Origin of the sequence: Vibrio sp. SS-MA-C1-2, assembly GCF_021513135.1 — a bacterium.
Lineage (GTDB): Bacteria > Pseudomonadota > Gammaproteobacteria > Enterobacterales > Vibrionaceae.
In genome coordinates this window covers 1,150,332-1,174,911 of the sequence record NZ_CP090981.1, presented here as the reverse complement: position 1 = coordinate 1,174,911, position 24,580 = coordinate 1,150,332, and the positions used below count along the sequence as shown (strand labels likewise).

The 24,580-nt window shown below is 39.3% G+C and carries 20 protein-coding genes and 2 pseudogenes; 8 read left to right on the top strand and 14 right to left on the bottom strand.

What is annotated here, in order from left to right; all coding sequences use genetic code 11:
- Positions 1 to 3: 3 nt before the first annotated feature.
- Positions 4 to 630 (bottom strand): uracil phosphoribosyltransferase, encoded by a 627-nt coding sequence (gene upp / locus L0B53_RS09960; protein ID WP_235061893.1) that lies wholly within the window; start codon positions 628 to 630, stop codon positions 4 to 6.
- Positions 631 to 817: 187 nt separating this feature from the next.
- On the opposite strand from upp, the gene purM reads away from it, so the two are divergent.
- Positions 818 to 1,858, top strand: coding sequence for a phosphoribosylformylglycinamidine cyclo-ligase (purM, locus tag L0B53_RS09955; protein WP_235061892.1), 1,041 nt, complete (start codon positions 818 to 820; stop codon positions 1,856 to 1,858).
- A complete protein-coding gene (purN, locus tag L0B53_RS09950; RefSeq protein ID WP_235061891.1) occupies positions 1,855 to 2,490 on the top strand; it encodes a phosphoribosylglycinamide formyltransferase in 636 nt (211 codons plus the stop codon). The genes purM and purN overlap by 4 nt, the downstream gene beginning before the upstream one ends.
- 104 nt (positions 2,491 to 2,594) lie before the next feature.
- Here the strand turns inward: purN and L0B53_RS09945 are convergent, their stop codons facing one another.
- Together L0B53_RS09945 and lpcA are read right to left on the bottom strand one after the other, a co-directional pair.
- On the bottom strand, positions 2,595 to 3,395 hold the full coding sequence (locus tag L0B53_RS09945) for a class II glutamine amidotransferase (protein WP_235061890.1): 801 nt from the start codon (positions 3,393 to 3,395) through the stop codon (positions 2,595 to 2,597).
- A gap of 26 nt (positions 3,396 to 3,421) precedes the next feature.
- Positions 3,422 to 4,000 carry a D-sedoheptulose 7-phosphate isomerase gene (gene lpcA / locus L0B53_RS09940; protein ID WP_235061889.1) on the bottom strand — a complete coding sequence of 193 codons (579 nt, stop codon included), beginning with the start codon at positions 3,998 to 4,000 and terminating at the stop codon, positions 3,422 to 3,424.
- A gap of 301 nt (positions 4,001 to 4,301) precedes the next feature.
- Between lpcA and fadE the strand changes: the two genes are divergently transcribed.
- Positions 4,302 to 6,827, top strand: coding sequence for an acyl-CoA dehydrogenase FadE (gene fadE, locus L0B53_RS09935; RefSeq protein ID WP_235061888.1), 2,526 nt, complete (start codon positions 4,302 to 4,304; stop codon positions 6,825 to 6,827).
- A gap of 143 nt (positions 6,828 to 6,970) precedes the next feature.
- Here fadE and dnaQ read toward each other — a convergent pair whose 3' ends face one another.
- Positions 6,971 to 7,693 carry a DNA polymerase III subunit epsilon gene (gene dnaQ / locus L0B53_RS09930; RefSeq protein ID WP_235061887.1) on the bottom strand — a complete coding sequence of 241 codons (723 nt, stop codon included), beginning with the start codon at positions 7,691 to 7,693 and terminating at the stop codon, positions 6,971 to 6,973.
- A 51-nt stretch (positions 7,694 to 7,744) separates the two neighbouring features.
- Between dnaQ and rnhA the strand changes: the two genes are divergently transcribed.
- Positions 7,745 to 8,209: a ribonuclease HI gene (rnhA, locus tag L0B53_RS09925; protein ID WP_235061886.1), complete on the top strand. Its 465-nt coding sequence runs from the start codon at positions 7,745 to 7,747 to the stop codon at positions 8,207 to 8,209.
- A gap of 44 nt (positions 8,210 to 8,253) precedes the next feature.
- Here rnhA and L0B53_RS09920 read toward each other — a convergent pair whose 3' ends face one another.
- Positions 8,254 to 9,036, bottom strand: a complete 783-nt coding sequence (locus L0B53_RS09920; protein ID WP_235062224.1) for a methyltransferase domain-containing protein — start codon at positions 9,034 to 9,036, stop codon at positions 8,254 to 8,256.
- 33 nt (positions 9,037 to 9,069) lie between these two features.
- On the opposite strand from L0B53_RS09920, the pseudogene gloB reads away from it, so the two are divergent.
- From gloB to L0B53_RS09905, 3 genes and pseudogenes are all read left to right on the top strand, one after another.
- Positions 9,070 to 9,827, top strand: a pseudogene (gene gloB, locus L0B53_RS09915) (hydroxyacylglutathione hydrolase).
- Positions 9,828 to 9,897: 70 nt separating this feature from the next.
- Positions 9,898 to 11,469 carry a LysM peptidoglycan-binding domain-containing protein gene (locus L0B53_RS09910; protein ID WP_235061885.1) on the top strand — a complete coding sequence of 524 codons (1,572 nt, stop codon included), beginning with the start codon at positions 9,898 to 9,900 and terminating at the stop codon, positions 11,467 to 11,469.
- 4 nt (positions 11,470 to 11,473) lie between these two features.
- Positions 11,474 to 12,166, top strand: a complete 693-nt coding sequence (locus tag L0B53_RS09905; RefSeq protein ID WP_235061884.1) for a YIP1 family protein — start codon at positions 11,474 to 11,476, stop codon at positions 12,164 to 12,166.
- A gap of 38 nt (positions 12,167 to 12,204) precedes the next feature.
- On the opposite strand, the gene L0B53_RS09900 is transcribed toward L0B53_RS09905, so the two are convergent.
- The 5 genes and pseudogenes from L0B53_RS09900 to lon form a co-directional block, all read right to left on the bottom strand.
- A complete protein-coding gene (locus L0B53_RS09900) occupies positions 12,205 to 13,065 on the bottom strand; it encodes an endonuclease/exonuclease/phosphatase family protein (protein ID WP_235061883.1) in 861 nt (286 codons plus the stop codon).
- 160 nt (positions 13,066 to 13,225) lie between these two features.
- Positions 13,226 to 13,540, bottom strand: coding sequence for a ComEA family DNA-binding protein (locus tag L0B53_RS09895; RefSeq protein WP_409202826.1), 315 nt, complete (start codon positions 13,538 to 13,540; stop codon positions 13,226 to 13,228).
- A gap of 149 nt (positions 13,541 to 13,689) precedes the next feature.
- Positions 13,690 to 15,585 carry a peptidylprolyl isomerase gene (gene ppiD / locus L0B53_RS09890; RefSeq protein ID WP_235061882.1) on the bottom strand — a complete coding sequence of 632 codons (1,896 nt, stop codon included), beginning with the start codon at positions 15,583 to 15,585 and terminating at the stop codon, positions 13,690 to 13,692.
- Between the two features lie 197 nt (positions 15,586 to 15,782).
- Positions 15,783 to 16,055: an HU family DNA-binding protein gene (locus L0B53_RS09885; protein ID WP_235061881.1), complete on the bottom strand. Its 273-nt coding sequence runs from the start codon at positions 16,053 to 16,055 to the stop codon at positions 15,783 to 15,785.
- Between the two features lie 141 nt (positions 16,056 to 16,196).
- Positions 16,197 to 18,544: pseudogene (lon, locus tag L0B53_RS09880) on the bottom strand (endopeptidase La).
- A 475-nt stretch (positions 18,545 to 19,019) separates the two neighbouring features.
- Here lon and dctP point away from each other — a divergent pair.
- On the top strand, positions 19,020 to 20,069 hold the full coding sequence (dctP, locus tag L0B53_RS09875; protein WP_235061880.1) for a TRAP transporter substrate-binding protein DctP: 1,050 nt from the start codon (positions 19,020 to 19,022) through the stop codon (positions 20,067 to 20,069).
- A gap of 337 nt (positions 20,070 to 20,406) precedes the next feature.
- Here dctP and L0B53_RS19395 read toward each other — a convergent pair whose 3' ends face one another.
- The 4 genes from L0B53_RS19395 to tig form a co-directional block, all read right to left on the bottom strand.
- On the bottom strand, positions 20,407 to 20,532 hold the full coding sequence (locus L0B53_RS19395; protein ID WP_260115578.1) for a hypothetical protein: 126 nt from the start codon (positions 20,530 to 20,532) through the stop codon (positions 20,407 to 20,409).
- A 379-nt stretch (positions 20,533 to 20,911) separates the two neighbouring features.
- Positions 20,912 to 22,186, bottom strand: coding sequence for an ATP-dependent protease ATP-binding subunit ClpX (gene clpX / locus L0B53_RS09870; RefSeq protein ID WP_235061879.1), 1,275 nt, complete (start codon positions 22,184 to 22,186; stop codon positions 20,912 to 20,914).
- A gap of 97 nt (positions 22,187 to 22,283) precedes the next feature.
- A complete protein-coding gene (clpP, locus tag L0B53_RS09865; protein WP_235061878.1) occupies positions 22,284 to 22,913 on the bottom strand; it encodes an ATP-dependent Clp endopeptidase proteolytic subunit ClpP in 630 nt (209 codons plus the stop codon).
- 100 nt (positions 22,914 to 23,013) lie between these two features.
- Positions 23,014 to 24,321, bottom strand: coding sequence for a trigger factor (gene tig / locus L0B53_RS09860; RefSeq protein WP_235061877.1), 1,308 nt, complete (start codon positions 24,319 to 24,321; stop codon positions 23,014 to 23,016).
- Positions 24,322 to 24,580 lie beyond the last annotated feature (259 nt).

Genomic DNA, 24,580 nt, shown 5'->3' with positions numbered 1-24,580 from the left:
AACTTATTGAGTACCGAAGATCTTATCGCCGGCATCACCTAAGCCAGGGAGTATGTATCCCTTGTCATTTAGGCAGTCATCAATCGCAGCAGTAAAGAACTCTACATCTGGATGCGCTTTCTCAAGGGCTGCAATACCTTCAGGTGCAGCAACCAAAACCAACACTTTAATCTGGTTACATCCGTTCTCTTTTAGAAGATCAATCGTTGCGATCATCGAACCACCTGTCGCTAACATTGGATCAATAACAAGCGCAACACGCTCTTCAATATTTGGTGCTAGCTTATGGAAATAAGGTACTGGCTCAAGTGTCTCTTCATCACGATAAATACCAACAACACTAATACGTGCACTTGGAATGTGTTCTAACACACCATCCATCATACCTAGACCAGCACGTAAAATAGGAACAACTGTTACTTTTTTACCTTTAATTTGGTCAATTTCAACAGGGCCATTCCAGCCTTCAATCGTTACTTTTTCAGTTTCAAAGTTTGCAGTTGCTTCATAAGTTAGTAAGCTACCAACCTCTGTAGCAAGTTCACGGAAGCGTTTTGTACTAATATCACCTTCGCGCATTAATCCAACTTTATGCTTAACCAGTGGGTGTTTCACCTCTACGACTTTCATATATAGCTCCAATCCTGCAAAAAAAAATCGATGTATTATATATAAATAAACGGATAACGGATAGCATTAATATTGCGATGATTATGATCATTTAATCGTTTGCGTCTTTTTTACGCAAACGTTTCCCTTTTGATTCACAGCTGTTAATATAATGTGGTTTTTTCTTTCTATTCTGGTAGGGAACACCATGGAATCCAATAAAAAATCGTTAAGTTATAAAGACTCAGGCGTTAACATTGATGCCGGTAACGCGCTAGTCAATAGAATTAAACATGTGGTAAAGAAAACCCACAGGCCGGAAGTGATGGGTGGATTTGGTGGTTTTGGTGCACTATGTCAATTACCCACTAAATATGAAAAGCCTGTACTGGTTGCAGGTACTGATGGCGTTGGTACTAAATTACGTTTAGCGATGGATCTTAACCAACATCAATCTATTGGTATTGATCTGGTCGCTATGTGCGTCAATGATCTGATTGTTCAAGGTGCTGAACCCCTCTTCTTCCTTGATTATTATGCAACAGGCCAATTAGATGTTGATACCGCGACAACCGTTGTCACCGGAATCGGTGAAGGTTGTCAGCAATCAGGTTGTGCACTGATTGGTGGGGAAACCGCTGAAATGCCGGGGATGTATCACGGTAATGACTACGACTTAGCTGGTTTTTGTGTTGGTGTCGTTGAAGAGAGTAAAGTGATTACAGGGCAAAATGTACAGCAAGGTAATCACCTTATCGCCCTTGCTTCATCAGGCCCTCATTCAAATGGTTATTCTTTAGTTCGTAATATCATCAACCACAATAACAGCGATTTGAATCAAGAACTCGAAGGGCGCACGCTAGCAGAGCATCTACTCGAGCCGACAAAAATCTACGTTAAATCCATTCTTTCCCTACTCGAACAACATACTGTCCATGCAATATCACATATTACGGGTGGCGGATTTTGGGAGAATATCCCTCGTGTTCTACCAGAAGAGACCAAAGCTGTCATTAATGGGGAGAGTTGGCAGTGGCCAGTCATCTTTAATTGGTTACAACAACAAGGCAATGTGACTACCCATGAAATGTATCGTACTTTCAACTGTGGTGTGGGGCTTATCTTGGCTGTTTCTGTGGAAGATAGTGAAGCAATAATTGAACAACTTAACCAGAGTGGTGAAAAAGCATGGTTAATTGGCCACGTTGCCTCTCGCGTAGAAAATGAAGAGCAGGTAGAGATCCAATGAAAAAAATCGTGGTACTGATTTCAGGTGGCGGATCAAACTTACAATCGATTATTGACCACCAAGCCAGTGGCAAAATTGATGGCGAGATCTGTGCCGTTATCTCAAATAAAAGTGATGCTTATGGATTGGAAAGAGCAAAAAAAGCAGGAATAGCGACTCATGTATTAACAAGAGATGATTATAGTGATCGTCAAGCTTACGATGCCGAACTGCTCTCATTAATCAAACAACAGCAACCACAGCTGATTGTGTTAGCCGGTTTTATGCTGATATTACCTCCAGTTATTGTAGAAGCTTTCGAAGGTAGAATTCTCAATATTCATCCTTCTTTGTTACCTAAATACCCAGGTTTAAATACCTATCAACGGGCAATTGAAGCTGGCGATAAAGAGCACGGTACTTCGGTTCATTTTGTTAATCAAGAATTGGATGCGGGAGCGGTCATCCTTCAAGCTAAAGTCCCTATTTTTGATGATGACACCCTTGAAGAAATCCAGACCCGGGTCCAGCATCAAGAACACTTGATCTATCCACTTGTTGTTAGCTGGTTTATGGCTGGTCGTCTAATCTGTGAAAATGGCTATGCCGTTCTAGATGAGAAAATCCTCCCTGAAAACGGCTATGCTGATTAATTTAAAATCTAAAAATTAAAGCCAATAAAAAGCTAAGTCCGTCTTTCAATTTAAAATTAACGGGTTTAGCTTTACTCTCTCATTCTTAACCAAAGAGAAATGACTTAACTCGCTTTAGCTTGAAGCTCTTCTTTATTCGTTAGCAGACGCTTACCAAAATGGAAAAGATTAAATTCCCCCTCAACCATTTTATGCCACTGCTCATTATCCGTTAATGGTTGTGTGGTAATAACTGTCACCACATCATTGTCCGTGGTCTCTTTACTAAAATCGATTGCGACATTATCGTCAATTAATGATGCTTCACCAAAAGGCGCACGACGAGTAATCCAATGCAAATTATTACTACAATAAGTCATGACATACTCGCCATCACTTAACAGCATATTGAAAATACCCAACTCTTTTAATTGGTCACAGCATTGAGCAATAAAATGGTATAACTGATCTTTATCTTCAGGATAACTAGGAAAACGCTGTTGCATTTGAGCAAGTAGCCAGCAAAAAGTCATTTCACTATCAGTTTCTCCAACTGGCTGATAAATACCTGTATCTAAATTTTCATAGCCACTCAATTGACCATTATGGGCAAACGTCCAATAACGCCCCCAAAGCTCTCGAGTAAAAGGATGCGTATTTTCAAGTGAAACATTACCACGATTAGCCTGACGAATATGACTAATAACAGAGCAGCTCTTAATTGGGTAATTTTGCACTAACTCAGCAATTTTAGAGCGATAACTTGGTTGAGGATCTTTAAAAGTACGAAAACCTTTCCCCTCATAAAACGTAATTCCCCACCCATCACAATGAGGCCCAGTATTACCACCTCGCTGGACTAAACCTGTAAAACTAAAACAGATATCAGTAGGTACATTTGCACTCATGCCAAGTAACTCACACATTGCTGATTTATCTCCTATTTACGATGCTATTTTTCCATTTCTTTTTCAATCAATTGAATTAAGATATGGATAATTTTGATATGGATCTCTTGAATTCTATCTGCATAACCAAAGTGAGCAACTCGAATCTCGATATCAGCCAATCCAGCCATCGCACCACCATCTTTACCGGTCAATGCAATCGTCTTAATGCCTTTATTTTTTGCCGCTTCAATTGCTTTAATAATATTTTTCGAGTTACCGGATGTTGAAATACCCAGTAGCACATCACCTTGGCTACCAACCGCTTCAAGGTAACGAGAGAAGACAGACTCATAGCCAAAATCGTTACTCACACAAGATAAGTGACTTGGATCTGAGATAGCAATTCCAGGGTATCCAGGACGATCTTCACGGTAACGACCGGTCAATTCTTCTGCAAAATGCATCGCATCACAATGAGAACCGCCATTACCACAAGAAAGAACTTTTCCCCCTTGTTTAAATGAGTCAGCAATCATCACAGCAGCCGCTTCAATATCGGCAATATTTTTATTATCACTCAGAAATTTATTCAGCACATCGGCAGCTTCTTGTAGCTCATGATGAATCAGATCTTGATACATAATATCTATCTCTATTGTTATTATTTGTCGGGAATGACACTTTTTATATAGTAACGCTAATTAAATAGCATAATAAAGCCTTAGAGAGGAAATTTCTCTCTTTTTTGCTACGATTACAAGCAACAAGTTGTTAATAATTTACCCCTCTCTTCTGCTTCACTCTTCACTCTCAATATAATAATGGTCACATTTCAAACAAAAAAATGTTAATTAATTTTACATTTACGCAAGATTAGAGCTACAATTTAACTACTGGTATGACCTCGTACCATTATTTATATCTAATGATAAGGAGAATCTTATGACTGTAACGGTATATCTACTTCTATTTATATTGATGCTTGGGGTGCTGGCTTACCATCATTCAAGTTTAAAGTTCTTTACCGCAGCTATCACTATTGCGTTATCTATCGGCTCTGTCTTGGGTATCGTCGGAGTGATAAGTTGGGCACTGTTTGTTTCCGTGGCTATTATCCTCAATACACCTTCGCTGCGTAGTAAACTCATCACCTCTTACTTGTTAGGTAAATTCAAAGCCGTGATGCCAGAAATGTCGAGAACAGAAAAAGAAGCGATCGATGCTGGAACAGTTTGGTGGGAAGCCGAATTATTTAAAGGTTCTCCCGATTGGAAAAAAATGCATGCGATCCCTAAAAATTCACTGACCATTGAGGAGCAAGCATTTTTAGATGGTCCCGTTAATGAAGTTTGTCGAATGGTCTCTGATTTTGACACCACGCATACTAATGCCGACCTCTCTCCTGAAGTATGGCAATACTTAAAAGATAATAAATTCTTCGCCATGATCATCAAGAAAAAATATGGTGGCTTAGCGTTTTCAGCTTATGCCCAATCTTTAGTCTTACAACGCTTAACGGGTGTATCAGGCGTACTATCATCAACGGTCGGTGTTCCAAACTCTCTTGGGCCCGGTGAATTACTCCAGCACTATGGGACAGAAGAGCAACAAGATTACTATCTTCCTCGGTTAGCTGAAGGTACAGAGATTCCCTGTTTTGCTCTAACAAGTCCTGAAGCGGGTTCAGATGCAGGTTCGATCCCAGATTTTGGTACCGTCTGTTACGGGCAATGGGAGGGTGAAACAGTTTTAGGTATGGAACTAACGTGGAATAAACGTTATATCACTCTGGCTCCTGTCGCAACAGTATTAGGGTTAGCATTTAAACTCTTTGATCCGAATAAATTACTGGGGGAAACCGAAGAGCTCGGGATTACTTGTGCCTTAATCCCAACCGATATGGAAGGGGTTGATATAGGTCAGCGCCACTTTCCCCTAAATGTTCCCTTCCAAAATGGTCCAACTCGTGGCGAAAAAATATTTGTACCATTAAGCTTTATTATTGGTGGGCCAGAGATGGCTGGACAAGGCTGGCGTATGCTTGTTGAATGTTTATCTGTTGGACGAGGAATTACATTACCGTCAAACTCTACCGGTGGATTAAAGTCCTTAGCAATGGCAACAGGTGCATATGCCCGTATTCGTCGTCAATTTAAGATGCCAATTGGTAAAATGGAGGGTGTCGAAGAGCCTTTAGCTCGTATTGCAGGTAATGCCTATATGATGGATGCTGCAAGTGCGTTGACAGTAGCAGGTATCGATCAAGGCGAAAAACCCGCAGTTATCTCTGCAATCATTAAGTATCATTGTACTCATCGTTCACAGCAATCGGTCATTGATGCGATGGATGTTCTGGGTGGTAAAGGGATCTGTATGGGGCCAAATAACTTTGCTGCCCGTGCATATCAAGGCGCTCCTATTGCCGTCACCGTTGAAGGAGCCAATATTCTGACCCGCTCAATGATTATATTTGGTCAAGGGGCGATTCGTTGTCACCCGTATGTTATTGAAGAGATGAAAGCAGCTTATAACCCAGATAAGGTACAAGCCACCAGCCAATTTGATTCTGCTCTATTTAGTCATGTCGGGTTTGTCATTAGTAACCTAGTTCGTAGTATCTGGTTTGGTATTACCGATGGTCGAGGTTCATCTTCGCCATTTAATGACCAAACAAAACGCTATTATCAGCAGCTCAACCGCTATAGTGCCAATATTGCCTTATTAAGTGATTTATCAATGGCGTTACTAGGTGGTTCATTAAAACGTAAAGAGCGCCTATCAGCTCGCCTTGGTGATGTATTAAGTCAGCTCTATTTAAGTTCAGCTACGTTAAAACGTTATCATGATGAAGGGCGAAATAGTGAAGATTTAGCCTTACTTGAATGGAGTATGCAAGATTCACTTTATCAAGCTCAACGAGCAATCGATCAATTCTTGGTGAATATGCCATTTCGATTTATCGCATCAACGTTAAGAGTATTACTATTCCCACTCGGCCGTAATCGTCGTCAACCAAGTGATAAATTGGATCATAAAGTCGCGCAGATTATTCAAACACCGTCAGAAACCCGTAGCCGTTTAGGCCGAGGACAATTCTTAGAAGCCTGTGCTAATAATCCTGTAGGGAATGTCGAACTTGCTCTGCATGATATTTTAACCGCAGAGCCTATTTACGATAAAGTCTGTAAAGCAGCAGGTAAACGCCTACCCTTTATGCAACTAGAAAAAGTCGCAAAACAGGGTTTAGATCTCGGTGTCATTACGCCTCAAGAGGCAAATTTATTACAAATTGCTGAACACAGCCGTTTAAAAACCATCAATGTTGATGACTTTGATCCAAGAGAGTTAGTCACTCAAGCCGCAGCAGATAAACAGATAGTACAATCAAGTAGCCATCACTCTGCCAACGGAGAAGTGAATGAGGCAGATAAACAGAAGAGTAAAAAAGGGGTCCATCACGCAGCTTAATCTAATATTCTCAAGATTAAAGGTGAACCTTTGAATCAAAAATACCCCAATCCTCGCTATCGAATAGATAAATGATGATTGGGGTATTTTCTATTTATGGCTTAATATTTTCTTATTTAATAATCTGCTCACTCAAAAGCAGATTAGCGCCATAAACAGCTGCCACTCTTTTCAACTAAATCGAGTCGACTTTGGTGCTCGGCTAACTCACTGTCAGTAGCTTTTTGTACTTTTAAATTCTTTCTATTCTTATCTAAACGACGAATTGCACCAGAATCTGCACCTTCTTCACCTTGAGATAATGCCAATTTAGTCTGTCCACCCGTCATTAACAGGTAGACTTCTGCTAGGATCTCGGCATCCAACAGTGCGCCGTGGAGTGTACGGTGTGAATTATCGATACCGTATCGATCACAGAGAATATCTAAATTGTTACGTTTTCCCGGAAATAGCTTACGCGCCATTGCCAAAGTATCTGTCACGGTACAGTAATCGGTTGTCTGACCAATACTTGGATCAAGCATACGAAACTCATGATCCATAAAGCCGACATCGAAGGGGGCATTATGAGCCACTATTTCAGCGCCTTTAATAAACGCTAAAAAGCTGGCATGAACCTCTTTATATTCTGGCTTATCCGCTAAAAATTCATCTGTTAAACCATGTACACGAATTGCTTCAGGATCAACTTCACGATCAGGCTTTAAATAGACATGAAAATGATTACCGGTTAAACGGCGATTTACAATCTCTACCGCACCGATTTCAATGATTCTATGTCCTTCATAATGAGGACCACCACTGGTATTCATACCGGTTGTTTCGGTATCAAGGACAATTATTCTTTGATTCTGGCTAGTATTCATAATTCAATCTATGTCAAACTGGTCAATTAAGTTCATTGTATATTAATCGATATGATAAAACAGGTAGAAATTTTCACAGATGGTTCTTGTCTCGGAAACCCAGGACCAGGTGGTTATGGTGTTGTAATGCGTTATAAAGAACATATCAAAGAGTTAAAGGGCGGCTATACGCTTACCACCAACAATAGAATGGAGTTATTGGCTGCGATTGAAGGTCTAGCAACGCTGAAACAGCCATGCCACGTCTCACTTACCACTGATAGCCAATATGTTCGCCAAGGTATTACTAAATGGATCATTAACTGGAAAAAGAGAAACTGGCAAACTGCAGCGAAACAACCGGTTAAAAATGCGGATCTCTGGCAACGTCTAGATAAAGAGAGTCAACGTCATACTGTCTCTTGGTTCTGGGTTAAAGGTCATGCTGGTCATCCAGAAAACGAGCGTTGTGATCAACTCGCACGAGCAGCAGCAGAGTCGCCAACACAAGAAGATAATGGATATATACCTAATTAAACCGTTATCCTTGCTGATTCTCTATTAAAATCGGTAACGTTCAATTAACGACGTAATTTTAACTGTTCGCAATAACAGTGTTGACGATAAAAAAACTGTTGGCTAAATCCGACTCTAAAGTTAGCACTGGCTGGTTTAAAGTTTTTTTGAAATATCCATTTAGACTTGATCGGCTTTATCGGTAACGTTCGTTTTCTCGCGACAATAAAATAGAGTCCACCAAAACGAGAAAAATAATCAGAGAGTAAATTTTCAGCCCATGTGGCACACGGCCAATATTTAGTTGTCGGTAAAATGGCAAAGGTATCATGACAACTAATCTCATAATTGAGCAACTGTAACCAATCAACAACACGTCCAGGTGTAAACATTCGACCTTTCCATGGATATTTTTTTCGCCTCCATGGTAAAAATCGCGATAAACCACCTAAACTCATAGGATTAAAACCAGTAAGAATAAGATAACCATCTGCCACTAACACACGATCAACCTCTCTAAGTAGTTGATGTGGATCTTCAGAAAAATCTAATTGATGAGCTAATAAACAGGCATCGATCGACTTATCCGTTAAAGGTAGATGATCTAGCTCTGAGGTAATATTTCGTAATGGATTGAGTTTATCGACACAAACTTGATGACGAATGCTACAATGACAGCTTGCTAACTCAGCACTAAGTCCACCGAGTTTCAGCAGATGAAAACCAAAAAGACGAGGCCACCACTCATCGAGTCTGGTTTGAAGTTGATCTGCAACCCATTCACCATTTACAAGCTCTTGCCAACTTGATGGGGGAACCATTTTCTTAGTCATTCGTGCTGGTTTTATCACAATAAAAAATCATCCATAGTGGAGAAAACAATGCTTACTATTAAAAGCATACCCGCATTTTCAGATAATTACATCTGGGCGATCACAACTAATGAAAATCATTGTGCCGTTGTTGATCCAGGTGACAGTAAAGTGGTTCTTAAATGGTTACAAGACAACGAGATGACCTTAGATGCGATTCTATTAACTCACCATCATCATGATCATATTGGTGGGGTTGCAGAACTATTGCATCAATACCCTACAATCAAGGTGATCGGCCCAGAAAAAGAGCCAATCTCTGGCGTTAACATCACCGTTTCTGACGGCGAACAAGTCGAACTCTTTGATGAACGTTTTATGGTACTTGATCTACCTGGCCATACTGCTGGACACATTGCTTATATTGGTGATGGTAAGCTTTTTTGTGGTGATGTTTTATTCTCGGGTGGCTGTGGCCGTTTATTAGGGGGACTGCCGAACAGATGTTTTCATCATTAGAGAAAATCTTAACGCTACCATCGGAAACAGAAATTTATGCGGCTCACGAATATACCGCAGCAAATCTAGTTTTTGCCTGTGCCGTTGAACCAGAAAATGAACATTTATTAAAATATCGTGATGAAGTAAACCGCTTACGAGCAAATAGCGTGATGACATTACCTTCAACACTAAGCAGAGAAAAACTAATCAACCCATTCTTACGTTGTGATCAACCACAGTTGAAATCAGCAGTGACTAACCGAGCTAAAAATAGTAGCGATGTTGCGACCTTTACCGCACTTAGACAATGGAAAGATGAATTTTAACCTTATTTTACTTGTAAATTAGTCGACCTACCCCTTATTATCAGCCTCTTGTTTAATAAGGGTAGGTGAAATGAAGTTCAAAATTGTATGTGCTAGTGCGCTGTTATTAGCCGGTTGTCAGTTAACGCAAGTTCAAAGTCAAAATATAAAAGAGACCAATAGTCCAGCAACAGCAAAAGATAATTCAACACCGCTAGCAGAGCAAAATACAACAATAAAAACCGTTGTAGCTGAACCTGTTGTCGTCACTCCCCAACAACAGCAAGATGTTTGGCGTCGTATCGGTATGCAACTGGATATGACCGTACCAGAAAATAGTCGTGTAAAGTATTATCGAAATTGGTACCTAAAGCACCCGAGCCACCTTTATACCGTTTCTAAACGTGCTCAGCCTTTCCTTTATATGATCACTGAAAAAGTCGAAGCACGAGGATTACCATTAGAATTAGCCTTACTTCCGATTGTGGAAAGCTCATTTGATCCTTTTGCTTATTCCCATGGTCGCGCTGCAGGCTTATGGCAATTTATCCCAGATACAGCAACTCGCTTTGGACTAGACCAAAACTGGTGGTATGACGGTCGTCGTGATGTCGATAAAGCTACCGATGCCGCATTAGATTTAATGGTTTACTTAAATAAGAAGTTTAATGGTGATTGGTTATTAGCATTAGCTGCTTATAATACCGGTGAAGGTCGAGTATTTAGAGCAATAAGAAAGAATAAGGCACTAGGCAAACCTACCGATTATTGGTCATTAGACCTACCTAAAGAGACGAGCGGTTATGTACCAAAATTATTAGCGTTAAGTGATATCATTGCGCATCCAAATAAATATAAACTCGATATTCCTGCCATCTCGAATAAACAGCAATTAGCTTCTGTCGATCCCAAAATTCAAATGGATCTCGCTGTCGCCGCCTCTTATGCCGGCATTTCAACCACGGAATTACAAAGCTACAACCCAGGCTATAACCGTTGGGCAACCGCACCATCAAAACAGACTGCTTTCTTATTGCCGGTAAGAAGTGTTAGCCGTTTCAATCAACAATTAGCCAGTCATAATAATCAAGGCCTTAATGTTATTCGCTATAAAGTTAAGTCTGGTGATACGTTAAGTGTGCTTGCTGAAAAACATAAAACAACAACGGCTCTAATTAAAAAAGCCAACCAATTAAGCAGCAACAATATTCGTGTTGGTCGATACTTAATGATTCCAGTATCAACACAGAGTCTTGATAGCTACACATTGAGCATGTCTCAACGTTTAGAGAAAATTCAATCCACCAACCGTGGTGGAAAAATTAAGATGACGCATACCATTAAATCTGGTGATAGTTTCTGGACAATTGCGAAGAAATATAATGTCTCTTACAAATCAATACCTAAATGGAATGGTATGAGTCCAAGAGATCCATTAAAAGTGGGTCACAAGCTGGTTATTTGGCAAAAAGCCCCGAAAGGTGGAATTATTCGTCCTGTCACCTACAAAGTCAGAAATGGTGATTCATTAGGTGCAATTGCGAATAAATTCAAAGTATCTGTCAGCAACATCATCAAATGGAATCAAATTAAACAAGATGCCTACTTACAACCTGGGCAAAGATTAAAGCTGTATGTTGATGTCACAAAGGTAAGTATTTAATCAAATGAATCAAGTATCAAAAAATCCATTTACTCTATTAAGAGATGTCGTTTTAGCGCCCTCATCGGCTTTTGCGACGGTTTACCATGCGCCAAAACTGACATGGCTGCCCTATTTCTTACTACTTCTATCATCCTTTATTCTCTGGAATAACTATTTTCAGGATGTCAATTTTCACTGGCTTCATGGCGTGCTATCCCAGCAATTAAGCATGACGCCAGAAGAGCAAAGTAAGTGGTTAGTTAAAGGGGTATTATTGGCAAGTGAGTTCATTAAGGACTTTATTGGCCGTACCGCGATGATCCTGTTAATGGCCGCATGGTTAAAAATTGCGACAAAGCCAAGCCAGCATCAGCATAGTTACTGGAAATGGGTAGCAGCCAGTACCCTCATTTTCTTGCCGATGTTGATTGGTGATTTAGCGAGTTACGTTAATTTTAGCCTTAGCAACGACAATATCACCATGGCAGCGATGGATCTAAACAGCTTAAATGGGCTACTAAAATTAGCTCCAACCAGCCATTGGATTGCCTATTGCAGCAGCTTCCCGTTATTAATGCCTTGGTATATAGTTTTAACTTATGCCGCGTTAGGGACTTGGACTGATTTTGATAAAGCAAAATCTCTGGTTATCGCTGCGCTACCTTGGTTATTCATCTATACCTTGTGGCCTATCGTGATCCTATTTAGTTACTAACATCACGGTAGCAAAAGGATACGGACAGAGATGTAAGATTAATGCGGTAACATAAAACTGGCAATCAATGGATTATGATCGGAAGTTTCTAACATGGGAACTTCCGATTTTTTTAACATTAAACCTCGATAATATAGGTGATCAAGGGGAAACTTAAATACTTTAATCCGATTATCTTGCTGAAAATCAACCTGTATTAATGACAGAGATTCAACCATGTTATTTAAAACGGAGACTCTCTCATGACGCCAAGTATTAAAATCACCACTCAATAACATCGGCCCATGATGTAGCGCCAATTCTGATTTAACTTCATTTAACTGACGAGAGAACTCTTTTAATCCCATCGAAAAATTAATTCCATGAAGATTTGCCACCATGATCGTCTCGCCATTGGAAAGTGGATAACTAGAAATAAGGGCAGACTTGGGTAACCTTAACCAAGGTTCTTTAACTCGATAGGCACAACTCTTTAATGCAGGAATTGTTGCTAGTGTCATCACTCCAGCGGTTATCCCTTGAATATCAAAAGCACGAGCCATATTACCATTTAACTGGTGTTGCTCAATAAAGCCTTTCATTTTATGCGTTAAGCTCGCTTCTTGTAACAACGTAATCTGACTTTTAGCCGTAAACTTCTCAAGTGAACGATATACCCCAGGACGTTTCTGCTTATAGATATTCCAGACGGTAACATCAAGCTGACCATCAAGATCAAGAGGGACTATCTGTTGACGATCAGCCTGACATTGCTGCTGAGGCTGATTCGGTTGATAAGGCATGTTTAATACTTGCGTTGTACTCGGTACGCTAAAGACTCTTTCAAACCCCACTCCTGTGATGACGATAAAAACCGTGACAATCCCTGATCGTTTAAGCCATGATTTTAATTGATTCATTCAGTAATAATTCTTAGTGAGTTAATATCGATAATAAAGGCATTAATATGGTGAAGGATTGTACTATTAAAAGTTGTTAAAAGGAAAGTCACAAATGTGAGTTTCCTTTTTACATTATTGAAATACAATAACCACTTAAACTAAAATTATTTTATAACAACTAGTTAAGCTTAATTCTCTCTCTGTTCTTTTCAATGGTTGCTTTGCCTATTCCACTGACTTCCGCTAATTGATCAATAGAGATAAATTCACCATTTTTCTCCCGCCAATCAATAATAGCATCCGCTTTTGATGGACCAATACCTAATAACAGCTTATCTAGCTCTTCGCTATCCGCTTGATTAATATTAACGGTAATTTCAAATTCTTGAGTTGAAGACACTTCCTTTTCAGCATGAAGCATAGGTGAAAAGAGTAAGGTTGTCCCCAACAACAATGTCGCAATTGATTTAAATGATAATAGATAGTGTTTCATTATCTCTCCTATAGAATATTTTATTCTTAACTAAATAAATGATATGTGCAGAGATAGTTAAACAGAAACAGAGTTGAGATAGCATTTATGGGGGCAGAAATAGAACGAGCCACATAAAGTGGCTCGTTAATTATGACATATAGCTTAGATTACTGTGCAGTACCTTCCAGTATATCTGAGTTAATTGATGCCGCTTTCTTCATGGACTCTAAAGAATAAGTCAAATCTGATTGAGCTTGCATTTGACCAACTTGTTGACCAAATTGTGCTTGCTGCTCAGCCGTTAATGGTTGAGGATCATTCACTTGGTTAAGCTCAATAACCACGCTATCACCTTGTTGGTTCTGCGTCATACCATATGTCGCTTTACCTTCAACAGGTTTCGCTAAACGATATACCACTTGGCTAATTGCAGCTTCAATACCACCTTGACGAGTGACTGTTTGCTCTTCACCAAAACTAACATGATCAGCTTTTAATAGTTCAGTTGCATCTCCAGCTTTTAAAGCTGCAAGTAATTTACCGGCAGTATCAACGGCCATATCATGTGCTTTCGTTGCGGTTAAGCGTGCTTTTACGTCTGCTTTAACATCAGTAAAAGGGCGTACAGAAGCCGCTCTAGAGTCATCAACACGAACAACAATCACGTGCTCAGAACCTAAATCGATCACATCAGAATTTAGCCCTTGATCTCGAACATCAGAGCTAAATGCAGCACTCATTACTTTAGAGTCAGCTAGCGTACCTTTTGCACTTTCAGGTGAAATAAAGTCTGTCGTCTCTACTTTAGCATTAATGGCTGCCGCTGCATCATCTAGACTATCTGGAGATTCAAACGCTTTATCCGCCAGTTTTGTTTGTAGCTGATAGAACTCATCAATTGCTTTCTTATCTTTAATTTGAGCAATAATAGATTCTTTCACTGACTCAAATGGTTTAGCGTCAGGCGCTTTAACCTTGTTAAGCTCAATAATATGATAACCAAAATCAGACTTAACAACGTCAGTGAAATCACCGGCATTCTTTAATCCAAATGCTGCTTTTTCAAAGGCAGGATCGGTTACACCACGCTCAATCCAACCCAAATCACCACCATTTTTAGCACTGTAGTCATCTGAATTATCTTCTGCTAAAGTCGCAAAGTCTGCACCCGCTTTTAATTCAGTAAGTAGCTTTTCTGCTTTTGCTTTCGCATCACTCGAATCGCCTTTAATTAAAATATGGCTAACATCGCGCTCTTCGGTTGTGCTGTATTTACTGATATTTTCATCGTAATACGTTTTAGCTTCTTTATCCGAAACAGTAACAGTATCTTTTAATTTATCAGCAGAAAGTTCAATGTAGGCCATTTTAACTTGATCTGGACGCATGAACATTTGTTGATTATCGTCGTAAAACTTTTGAATTTCATCATCATTGACAATCACTTTATTGTTAAAGTCATCACTCTTAATGATCGCAGTACGAATAGCACGCTCTTGGCCTTGTAGTTTAAATACATGGTCTGTTTCACTTGGTAGTGTGAACTCTGAGCCTTCAACTGCAGCAATTAACTGATTACGGGTCATATCAAGGCGCATCTGCTCAGCAAACATATCAGGCGTCATGCCCATGTTGCGGATGAGTGCCATATAGCTATCGTTATTAAACTTACCATCAACCTGAAATTGTGGAGTTTGGAAGATAGCTTGCTTAATCTGCTCATCACTCACACGTAAACCTAAATCACTGGCTTGTTGATCAAGAAGCAAATTGTTGACCATCTGATTTAAGACACTTTTTCTCAATTGCTGAATATAAGCTGGATTTCCTGCAAGTTGATTGAATGCATCACCATATTGCTGCTGCATACGGTTACGATCATTTTGATAAGTTCTTTCAAATTGACGTTGCGTGATCTTTGTCCCATTAACGTTTGCTGCAATCTGTTCTGAGCCGCCACCTAAATAGCTTCCTACACCAGCAAAAACAAAGGAGAAAATAATGATGCCCAGAATAATCTTAATAACAAGACTATTAGCACCCTCTCTTAGTCGATCCATCATAACGTGACGTTACTCCTATATTGGACGCGAAAAATAAAAATAAAAATAAAGTTTAAGATGACTTATACAACAAAATGACTACTAATTTTGATCACAGTATAAAAAAGCGCATCGGTTATTGATGCGCTATTCTCATTCTATGGTGTAGCTTCTAAAGAAGATAATTAAGATCACCGTACATCGGTGTCTATTTTAACTTAATTTAGCGCATCTTTTAATGCTTTACCTGCTTTAAAACCAGGAACTTTTGCTGCCGCGATCTCAATCTCAGCACCTGTTTGTGGATTACGACCAATTCGAGCCGCACGATCTTTAACAGAGAAAGAACCAAAGCCAACAAGTGAAACCTGCTCACCTTCTTTTAATGTGTCAGTGATTGATTCAATAAAGACGTCAAGTGCACGTCCTGCCGCTGCTTTAGAGATATCTGCTTTTTCTGCGATTTGATCAATTAATTGAGATTTATTCACACTATCCATCCTATCTAGTTATAAAGTTCAAAGTTATCAATAATTAAAATCATCTTTATAAATTATTAATAATTAACAATCTTGATACGCTGAACCTATCTTAATATGGTTCAGCCTATCTTTCACTGTTATTTTTACGCGTTACTTACTCTCAAGCTCAATTCCTAACGGATTATTGACTAATGCAAGCTCTAAAACCTCATCAATCCAACGAACAGGCTTCACTTTCAGATCAGCAATCACATTTGCAGGAATCTCTTCAAGATCACGTTCGTTCTCTTTTGGAATAATAACAGTCTTAATTCCCCCCGATGCGCAGCTAATAATTTCTCTTTTAAACCACCAATTGGGAGCACTTCACCACGTAATGTAATTTCACCTGTCATCGCAACATCTGCACGAACAGGGTTACCCGTTAAGCTTGAAACTAGCGTAGTACACATGCCAATGCCGGCACTTGGGCCATCTTTCGGCGTTGCACCTTCAGGAACGTGAACATGGATATCGCGTTTCTCATAAAAACTCTCATCGATACCCAGTTTCTTCGCTCGACTACGAACAACGGTCATTGCGGCTTGAATCGATTCACGCATTACATCACCTAAAGAGCCCGTTTGCGTCATTTTACCTTTGCCTGGCATAGATTCAGCTTCAATCGTCAATAGATCGCCACCGACTTCAGTCCAAGCTAGGCCAGTTACTTGACCAACACGGTTCTCTTCGTCAGCTTTGCCGTAATCACAACGCTGAACACCTAAGTAATCTTTTAGGTTATCTAGATTAATTGTAACTTGTTTCAACTCTTCATTGAGTAAGATCTCTTTAACCGCTTTACGACATAATTTTGAAATCTCACGTTCAAGACTACGTACACCAGCTTCTCGAGTATAGTAACGAATAATGCCAATCAATGCTGAATCTTCAACCGTGATTTCACTCTCTTTTAGACCGTTACGCTTAATCTGTTTATTTAACAAGTGGCGCTTAGCAATATTGAGTTTTTCATCTTCGGTATAACCACTTAAGCGAATCACTTCCATTCGATCAAGTAGCGGTCCGGGAATATTCATTGAGTTAGAGGTCGCAACAAACATCACATCAGAAAGATCGTAATCAACTTCAAGATAATGGTCATTAAACGCACTATTTTGCTCAGGATCTAGTACTTCAAGTAACGCTGAAGAGGGATCACCACGCATATCTGATGACATCTTATCGATCTCATCCAATAAGAATAATGGATTTTTCACTTCAACTTTTGCCATCTTCTGAATCAACTTACCCGGCATCGAGCCAATATAAGTACGACGATGACCACGGATCTCAGCTTCGTCACGAACACCACCCAGCGCCATGCGGGTATACTTACGTCCTGTCGCTTTAGCAATAGACTGACCTAATGATGTTTTACCAACACCAGGAGGCCCAACTAAACAGAGGATTGGACCTTTCAACTTATTGATTCGAGCTTGAACGGCTAAATACTCAAGAATACGTTCTTTAACACGCTCTAAACCGTAATGATCTGAATTTAAAATTTCTTCAGCTTTAGCTAAACTCTTCTTCACTTTAGATCGTTTAGTCCAAGGTACAGAAATCATCCAATCGATATAACTACGAACAACCGTTGCTTCTGCCGACATCGGAGACATCATCTTAAGCTTTTGCAGCTCTTGTTCTGTCTTCTCTTTTGCCTCTGCAGGCATTTTGGCGTCTTCGATCTTCTGTTTTAACGCTTCAAACTCATCAGGTGCATCATCAAGATCACCCAACTCTTTTTGAATCGCTTTCATCTGTTCGTTAAGATAATATTCGCGTTGAGATTTTTCCATCTGTTTCTTCACTCGACCGCGAATTCGCTTTTCAACTTGAAGTAGATCAATCTCAGACTCCATCTGCGCCATTAAGAACTGTAAACGTTCTGCTGCATCAACCACTTCTAATGCTTTCTGCTTATCTTCTAACTTAAGCGGCATATGGGCAGCAATGGTATCGGCGAGGCGTGTTGCGTCGGTAATCCCATTTAATGAGGTAAGGACTTCTGGTGGAATCTTTTTATTGAGTTTAATAAAAGACTCAAATTGGCTGATCGTCGAACGAATTAATGCATCTTCTTCACGATCATCAATTTCAGGTGTTACTTGAAAATGCGCTTCTGCAATGAAGAACTCATCTTCTTTTAAATTATCAACATAAGCGCGTTGCTGACCTTCAACCAACACTTTAACGGTACCATCAGGAAGCTTTAATAATTGTAGAATCGTCGCAACAGTACCAACAGAATACAAATCATCAATGGTTGGCTCTTCTGTCACGGCTTCACGCTGGGCTATTAACAGAATCTGTTTATCATTATTCATCGCAGTTTCTAGGCAATGAATCGACTTTTCTCGCCCCACGAATAGGGGAATGACCATATGGGGATATACAACAACATCTCGGAGTGGTAATACCGGGATTTCAATGCGCTCAGAACGCTCCAAGTTCATATAATTATCTCTTTCCGTTTTAGGGGGTATTATCGAGTATATGGGGGTTAAGTGGATTTATTCAACGATAAAGTGATTTTTATTTAGTAAACAGTTAAAAAATTGGCTGATAGATGAAAAATAAGGCAATTTTTACATTTTTCAGCTCTTTATGACTATTTTTATCACTATCAAAAAAAGTCGCTATTCGAAACTAAAAAATAGTGCCTAGATTGACAAATCTATGATGACCTATTCGATGACTTCCCCTTCATACTTAAAGATAGTCAGTCATTAATTAATGAGAAAATACCCGAGAATTAAAGAGAATCTTGTTATTGATATGAGATTAAAATCATAATTCATTATGTAACCGACATCTCAAGCTTGAGAATAAAACAACAATAAAGATCAAAATGAGACATCAAGCCTATGTGAAACTGATCGCCAATGTCAAAATTAATTCACAAATGATCAACGCATCAAAGGGAATGATATGAAATTACAAAAAATGACACCATTACTTCTCGGGTTACTTGTTTCAACATCAGTGACGGCGGCTAAATACCAATTTAATGTCCCGCATTTAACTAACCCAGAAGGGTATAATCATCAATCGTTATTGGTTTTTAAAAACCATGTAGAAACTCGATCAAATAATCTAATTGAAGTTAATATTTACCCAAGTGGGCAAGTTTGTGGTACCGGTAAAGAGTGTATTGCTGGAGTACAAGCGGGGATTTTTGATTATTTCCCAACAACGGTGTCAGAAATTGCTCATTATTGGAAGCCTGCAGAAGCTTTTGATCTTCCTTATTTATTACCTAATGACCGTGTTGCTGAATGTGTTTATAACAACAAAGAATTTATTAAAGATGTACGCCAGAATATTTTAAATCAAGCTCCTAATGTCCGATTAATGATGGTATCTAACTCTGGAGGCTGGCGTAGCTTTGCTACCACAGATAAGCAGATAAAATCACCAGAGGATATTAAAGGACTTAAGCTAAGAACTGTTCCAGCAAAAATTCAACAAGACTTGGTCGCTTCTTTAGATGGCGCACCCACACCCATCGCTTTTCCCGAAGTTTATACTGCTTTATCAACAGGTGTTGTTGATGGGACTAAAAATGGGATTGTAGATATAATTCAGAGTCGATTACATGAAAGTCTAGATTATCTAATTCTAGATGGTCATGCATATATGGGCGGAGCGTGGGTAATGAATGATACTAAGTTCAAGTCTATGCCAAATGAATTACAACGCATTGTGCTTGATGCTATTGATGCTCAAAATCAATACCTTTTATCTTATCCAAAGCATAATGAGTACACCGCTTATCAAGCATTTATAGAGAAAAATGGCACAATTTATAATCCTTCACAAAGTGAAAAACAGGCTTTTAAACTATCAAGTGACAATGTCATAAAAGATTGGTCAGATAATGCATCGAAAGACCAAAAAGTCTGGCTTGACCGTTTTCAGACTGAAATCAAAACCTGTGAATCTCAAATTAACTTAAGCTATGAGATAGAACAGCTTTAACCTTTATGATTTAAAATAATCGATGGATGCCTAAAATAATTAGAGTTGCTAGTTGACTGCAAGTAAGTGAGGCCCCGTGAGTATAGGTGTACTATATGATTGGGGCGAGCGAGTCCAGCCAACAACCTAGTGACTTCAAGTATGAAGGGTATATATAATTGGGGCGAATAAAAGCAGAGCGAATTACTATCAATCTAGTCGAGCCACTTCAAATAAGAACGAGGGTGTTTTTATTGATCAAATGGTTTATTGACAACTATTTAGCCGATTATTCATTTAACGCTGAGCTTAATTTGTAATTTACATTACAAATTAACAGCACTAGATTATCAATTGATTATTCTTGTTCATCAGATTTTTTAGTGTAATTTTCACTGACATACAAACCTGCCTCTAATGAATCCAAGGACTCTAACGTCTCTTCAGTACTGGCTTTGTTTAACTTCATTTCTTCTTTCTGCATGATAATAAACTCCTTTTAATTATTCTAAATTATCATTTGTATACTCTTAAAGTAAAAAGTATATCCCTTAATCACTACAATCCAATAGCTGATGATAAATTGTGCCGTGTAACTTCACGCTATACTCACAATAGCATAAACTCAATCTAGCACAATAAAAGAAATCATCACGACACTTAACTAAATAATATCAATTAGTTAAGAAACAAAGAAAGGATAAAATAGATAGGAGTAAAAAGGAGGCTAATGCCTCCTTTTCTATACCTAAAATAATTGGAGTTGCTAGTAGGCGAACGAGTACAGCCAACAACCTAGCGACTTCAAGTATGAAGGATATATTTAAGATAAATTAAACAAGCATGTTCAGCTTATCTTAGCGTTATTCCGCTTGACTGATTTGAGCTTGCTCTTCTTCTTTATAAATAAGCAGAGGTTCTGATTCGCCATTGATCACTGAAGCATCAACAACAACCTTACTCACATTATCGGCAGAAGGTAGATCAAACATCGTATTCAGTAGTGCTGCTTCAACAATTGATCGCAATCCACGAGCACCTGTTTTACGATCCATGGCTTTTTTAGCAATCGCATTTAATGCATCATCACGAAACTCAAGCTCAACACCATCAAGATCAAGAAGCGCTGCATATTGTTTAGTCAATGCATTCTTAGGTTCTTTTAGGATCTGAATCAATGCGGTTTCATCAAGCTCAGTTAACGTTGCGGCGACAGGTAATCGGCCAATAAACTCGGGAATCAAGCCATATTTAACCAAATCTTCAGGTTCAACTTGCTGTAACAGATCGCCGACTTTTTTCTCTTCTGATTTAGAACGAACTTCCGCCCCAAAACCAATGCCAGAACCTTTTTCAACACGTTGCTCTACGACTTTATCAAGACCCGCAAATGCGCCACCACAGATAAATAGAATCTTAGAAGTATCAACTTGTAAGAACTCTTGTTGAGGATGCTTACGTCCACCTTGTGGCGGAACAGAGGCAACAGTACCTTCAATCAACTTCAATAATGCTTGCTGAACACCTTCACCTGAAACATCACGGGTAATAGATGGGTTGTCAGATTTACGAGAAATCTTGTCAATCTCATCGATATAAACAATACCGCGCTGTGCTTTCTCAACATCATAATCACATTTTTGAAGAAGCTTCTGAATGATATTCTCAACATCTTCACCAACATAACCGGCTTCAGTTAATGTAGTTGCATCAGCCATTGTGAATGGTACATCCAGTAGACGCGCTAACGTCTCTGCCAGTAACGTTTTACCACTACCTGTTGGACCAATTAGCAAAATATTACTTTTACCTAGTTCTACACCATTATTAGTATCACCATGACGTAAGCGTTTATAGTGATTATAAACGGCTACAGATAATACTTTTTTCGCGTGCTCTTGACCGATAACATAATCGCCCAAGTGAGTGCGAATCTCTTGTGGTGTAGGTAGCTCGCTACTTTCACGCTTAGGCATCACATCTTTAATCTCTTCACGAATAATGTCATTACACAACTCGACACATTCATCACAGACATAAACAGATGGACCCGCAATCAGTTTACGAACTTCATGTTGGCTTTTGCCGCAGAAAGAGCAGTAAAGCAATTTGCCACTGTCTTTACTCTTATCTGTCATTCGCTAACCTCATATAGAAGACTTTAATTATTTTAGTTTACCGTTATCAGTTATAGATGAGTGACTCAAATAGAGCCACTTCAAAGAACAATTAACGTTAAACTAAATCTCGTTTATTTAATACAGAATCGACTAAACCATACTTAACAGCCTGATCTGCAGACATAAAGTTATCTCTGTCTGTATCTTTCTCGATAATGTCAAGCGGTTGACCGGTATGACCAGCAAGAATTGTATTTAATGTTTTCTTGATATGCAGAATCTCTTGAGCATGGATCTGAATATCTGAAGCTTGACCTTGGAATCCACCTAATGGTTGGTGAATCATCACTCGTGAATTTGGTAAACAGTAACGCTTACCTTCAGCTCCACCAGCTAATAAGAAGGCACCCATAGAACAAGCTTGCCCCATACATACTGTACTCACGTTCGGTTTAATATACTGCATAGTGTCATAAATAGACATGCCTGCAGTCACTGAACCACCAGGAGAGTTAATATATAAGAAGATATCTTTATCTGGATTCTCTGACTCTAAAAATAGCAACTGAGCAACAACTAAGTTTGCCATGTGGTCTTCGACTTGACCGGTCAGAAAAATAACACGTTCTTTTAATAGACGTGAATAGATGTCATAAGAACGTTCACCTCGCGATGTCTGCTCGACAACCATTGGTACTAATGCATCAACAATTGGTGACATTGCGTTGTTTTCTTGGTAGCTCATATTTTTTATATCCCTCTTAAAATAAATGACTCGAGTGAAATACTCACACGAGTCATTGTAAGCAGATGATGTTCAGTAAATCGCTACTTAAAAAAACAAATTATGCTTGCTGTTGGTTCATAAGTTCTGTGAATGGAACTTCAACATCAGATACTTCTGCTTTTTCAAGGATTGCGTCAACCGCTTGCTCTTCTAGAGCGACGTTACGCATGTTACCCATCATTTGCTCGTTGTTCTCGTAGTATTTAATCACTTCTGATGGATCTTCGTAAGCTGACGCCATTTCAGCGATCATTGCTTTAACACGCTCGTCATCAGCTTTAAGCTCATTAGAAGAGATAACCTCTCCTAATAATAGCCCAACTTTCACGCGACGTACTGCTTGTTCTTCAAACAATTCACGTGGAAGCTCAGGTTTTTGACCTTCAGGCATTTGACCTGCAAAGCGTTGATATGCTTGCTCACGCAGTGCATTAACTTCTTGCTCAACAGCAGCAGAAGGAACATCTAGTTCGTTAGCATCAACAAGACCGTTGATTGCTTGCTCTTTGATGCGAGCTTGAACAGCTTGCTTCATTTCGCGTTCCATGTTCTTACGAACTTCAGCTTTAAGACCTTCAACATCGCCGTTCTCTACGCCGAAACGCTGAACAAACTCTTCAGTTAGTTCAGGAAGCTCACGCTGCTCAACTTTAATCACTTTAACTGCGAAAGATGCTGCTTTACCTTTTAGGTTTTCAGCGTGGTACTCTTCAGGGAAAGTTACTTCAACAGTTGTCTCTTCGCCTGCTTTCTTACCAACAATACCGTCTTCGAAACCCGGAATCATGCGACCAGCACCCATCTCTAGTGGGAATGCTTCTGCTTTACCGCCTTCGAATACTTCACCGTCGATAGTACCAGTGAAATCAATAGTTACACGACTATCTTCTTTCGCTGCTTCTTCAACTTCAGCCCAAGTTGCTTGTTGCTTACGAAGAGTTTCAATCATCTCTTCAACATCAGCATCTTTAACTTCAACAACTGGCTTCTCAACTTTGATTGTTTCTAGACCAGCTAGAGCAATCTCAGGGAATACTTCATAAGTTGCTGTAAATACAAGTTCTTCACCTGCACCAAAAGATACTGGCATGAACGTTGGAGCACCAGCAGGGTTGATCTGCTCTTTAACGATAGCATCGATAAAGTTACGCTGCATAGTTTCGCCTAAGATATCTTGACGAACAGATTGACCAAACATTTGATCAACCATTTTCATTGGAACTTTACCTTTACGGAAACCATCAAAGCGGCGGTTCTTAGCAATGTTGCGTAGTTCCTTTTGAACTGCTTTTTCAACAGCTTCAGATGGAACAGTAATTGTCATACGGCGCTCTAGGCCTTGAGTGGTTTCTACAGAAACTTGCATTTTAATTAACCTCAAAACGGACTCAGTTTAAGCTGAGTTGTATTGCCAGACTAGCCTATTGGCGAAAGTGGCTTTCTTATTATATTACGATATAACAGCCGTAATACCTGAATTTGATTTCATCCCCCTACAATGAGGGTAGAAATAAGACGCAGCATTATAACGATGCTTGCCCTATGAGTCGAGAAGCACTCGAAGAAACATAAGTTAACTGTGAAGTATGGTCACCTTTTATCATTTTCAAGGCATAAACTAAAAT